Raw genomic sequence first — 3243 nt, forward strand, 5'->3', positions numbered from 1 at the left:
CCTTTCAAATTGCATGACCCCGCCGCGAAAAATTGCAAGGCCCTCCCCGCGCCGACCGCAGTAGCCGAAGGATCAGAACGTCACATCCAATTTCGCTGCACCAGCTTCGACGGCGGCCTGCAGGGTGTCATTGGCGACGTGACTGTACCGCATAGTCGATTTGTGATCGGCGTGACCCAGCACACGGCCCACGGCGAACAGATCGATCCCCGCGTCGAGCACAAAAAAAACTGCAGATTGTCGAAGGTCTTGGGTGCACATGTCATGCAGGAAGGCGTTACAATATCCGTTGAAAAAGGAAAGTCGCCAAAAGCGGAAATACAACGATAAGACATGTCCCCTGACTTAATTGCTTCCAAGGGTCTACAATGGCCGCGGTGCACCCGAGAGTTGGAGTTTGGCGATAAGTAGGCGCTCGTGCCGGAACCCCCAAGAGCCCCCCACAGGTGCCACCCCAAAACGCCCCAGCCCGGACCCACGCGCGTTCCCATCCGCAAAGGCCCTTCCGCTTTAAACTGCTGATGTGCTTTGTGAAAGCCATGGTGCCGCTTAGGTGACTCGAACACCTGACCCCATCATTACGAATGATGTGCTCTACCGGCTGAGCTAAAGCGGCTTGCCCATGCGGGGTCGGACATGCGGACCCTGGGTGCAGAAAGGACTGCGCGGTAACCTCTGGCGGTGCGGCTTATGCCCCATCGCCCATGAACAAGCGCGCCGTTACCAGCAGCCGCACGCAGATGCAAGCTGCGTTGCGCATGCCCAGCCGCACGCACAGCCTCACGCCACCCACACACCCAGCCAAACGCCCGGCCGCGCACCTCGCCACACGCAAATCCGCACGCCTTCCTGCGCACCCGCCCGCGCCATTCGGGCAGCACACAACGCTGGCCTCGCATCATGCCCCGGGAACGCGGTTTAACCGGGCGGGTTAACCCTAGTTTTACCATATTCAGGGAAAAGCTGTGATCTGTAGGCAAGATTTTTGAGGCCAGACAAGATGGACACGCTGCGCGGGTTTCGGGATAGCATGAGCGGGCATGATGATGCCTCGGGGCTCGCCGCGTCGGCTGTCGAGGCCGATGACGACGCGCTGATGGACCCGCAGCACAGCTTTGGCACCGATGAGCGGCGCATGCATGTGCGCGCCTATAACTATTGGGCCAAGCTGCTCGGCAACCGCACATTTCCGTCGATTGAAGACCTCGATCCTGAAAATATTGAAGATTTCGGCCCCAACAGCGTGCTGCTCGATTTCACGTCGGGCATCGAAAATCCGGCGATCCCGTTCATCGGCCAAGCGCTGCGCGACGAATGCGAACTCGACGATGCCGTCGCCTATCTCGATGAGGTACCCGGCCGCTCGCTGTTGTCGCGAATCACCGATCACTATCTGCAGATTCTCGGCAATCAGGCACCGGTCGGCTTCGAGGCCGAATATGTGAACCAACGCGGCAGCACGATCATGTATCGCGGCATCCTGCTGCCTTTTTCCTCTGACGATGACACCATCGATTTCGTCTATGGCGTGATCAACTGGAAAGAACTGGCCGACCAGGCGACCACCGATGCGCTGATCCTGCAGATCGATCAGGTGGTCAAGCAAACCCCGCGCAAATCATCGCTTCCGGTTTGGGAGGAAGGCCCCGAGGACAGCTATTGCGCAGATGATTTCAACCTGTCGGGTCTGAATGATCCGATGCCGGTTGGCGACTATACACTCTATGCCGATGATGCGGATGGTCTGGGCGACATCGGCTTTGGCGGTGCGCCTGTGACTGCGGACCCGGTCGAGCCGGCGCTTGCCGAGACCGCCGCGCCTGCCGAAGACGCCGCGCTTGCTGATCTGCTGGCGTTTGCGCGCGGACAGGTGTCGCAGGTGCTGGCCAGCGAGGACCGCAGCCGCACCGCGCTTTATGCCGCGATCAGCCGCGCGCATGACTTTGCCCTCGCCGCGCGCGCGCGGCCCGATGACTATGCCGAACTGCTGAAGCAAAGCGGTATTGCGGTGCAGGCGCGCGCGCCGATGACGCCACTGGTCAAGCTGGTCTTTGGCAGCGAATACGACAAGACCCGGCTGACCGAATATGCCTGTGTGCTGGGCTATGCGATGCGCAAGGATGTGCCCTTCGGCGGTCTGGCGCAGGTGCTCGCCGGTCTGCCGGGCGGTTTGAAGGCCATTGTGCAGGAAGAGCGCGCGCTGCGCCGCAAGAAATCACAGGACAGCGCTACCGCAGACAAGGCCGAGGCGGTCCGGCGGAAGCTACGCACAGCACCGGTTCAGGAGTTCGCATCACTTGATACCGGCGCTGCCGAGTTTGTTGTGCTGGTGGCGCGCCGTGATGCGCAGGGCGCGCTTGGCATCATCGGGGTTGTCGATGACAGCGACGCGGCGACTGACAAGATCCTGCGCAAACTGGCGCGCTGACACGCGTCCTGCCGTCAACGACCCAACGCGTATCCCGCGTAACAATCCAATCGTCTGCTGACAGAAAATTACAGATGATGCCGGTCAGGGCTCAGGTGACCGCTTGAGGATTGCCCGCGAATGGCGCATAAGCCGCCGGCGGGGCATGCCTGCCCTAAAGGAAGGCGGCAGCATAGCCGCCGTCGTCATGAGGACTCTATGGCCGACACCCAGAATGCAGCTCTCACCACGGGAGCGGCTTCCGATGCGCCCGCCCCGGCACAGATCCTTGCTGCAGACGTGCACGCAACCTTGCGCCGGGCGCTGATCGGCGCATTTCAAAAAGGCGCCTTGCCCGGCGAGAACGAGGGTTTTGACGATGCGGCATGCGAGGCGGCGGCGGAATTCACGCTGATCGCGCTGGCCCGGCGGCAGAGCGCGGATGCGACATTGCTGATTGAAACGGTAGCCGGTCAGGCATCACAGCGCCACATGCGGCTGGCGATCATCAACGACGACATGCCATTTCTGGTCGATTCGATCGCCGCAACCATTTCCGGCTTCGGGCTGGCCATCGACCGGGTGATCCATCCGGTCCTTGCGCTGCGCCGCGACAATGACGGTGTGCTGTCCGAAATCTTTGCCGATGATGCGCCGGGCGAGCGCCGCGAGTCGGTGATCTATCTTGAGATCGAACGCGCCGATGCCAAGCTGCGCAAACAGCTTGAAGCCGGGCTGGTTGCCGCATTGGCCGATGTGCGCGCGGCGGTGACCGATTGGCCCGCGCTGCAGGCCGCGATGCTCGCCGACGCAGCGACGCTGGCGGATGGCGAGGC

Annotated in this window: 2 protein-coding genes, 1 tRNA gene and 1 pseudogene; 3 read left to right on the forward strand and 1 reads right to left on the reverse strand. The window is 61.8% G+C overall.

Annotation, left to right across the window (positions count from 1 at the left end; genetic code table 11):
• Nucleotides 1-330 (forward strand): hypothetical protein (locus ACEW8G_RS16245; RefSeq protein WP_373489435.1); only part of this gene is annotated, 330 nt, incomplete at its 5' end.
• Nucleotides 331-540: 210 nt separating this feature from the next.
• Here the strand turns inward: ACEW8G_RS16245 and ACEW8G_RS16250 are convergent.
• Nucleotides 541-616, reverse strand: a tRNA-Thr gene (locus tag ACEW8G_RS16250).
• A 414-nt stretch (nt 617-1030) separates the two neighbouring features.
• Between ACEW8G_RS16250 and ACEW8G_RS16255 the strand changes: the two genes are divergently transcribed.
• Complete coding sequence (locus ACEW8G_RS16255) at nt 1031-2428, forward strand: hypothetical protein (protein ID WP_373489436.1); 1398 nt, start codon at nt 1031-1033, stop codon at nt 2426-2428.
• A gap of 198 nt (nt 2429-2626) precedes the next feature.
• Nucleotides 2627-3243, forward strand: a pseudogene (locus tag ACEW8G_RS16260) (glutamate dehydrogenase); the annotation flags it as partial.

Source organism: Blastomonas sp. (genome assembly GCF_041747255.1).
Classification (GTDB): domain Bacteria; phylum Pseudomonadota; class Alphaproteobacteria; order Sphingomonadales; family Sphingomonadaceae; genus Blastomonas.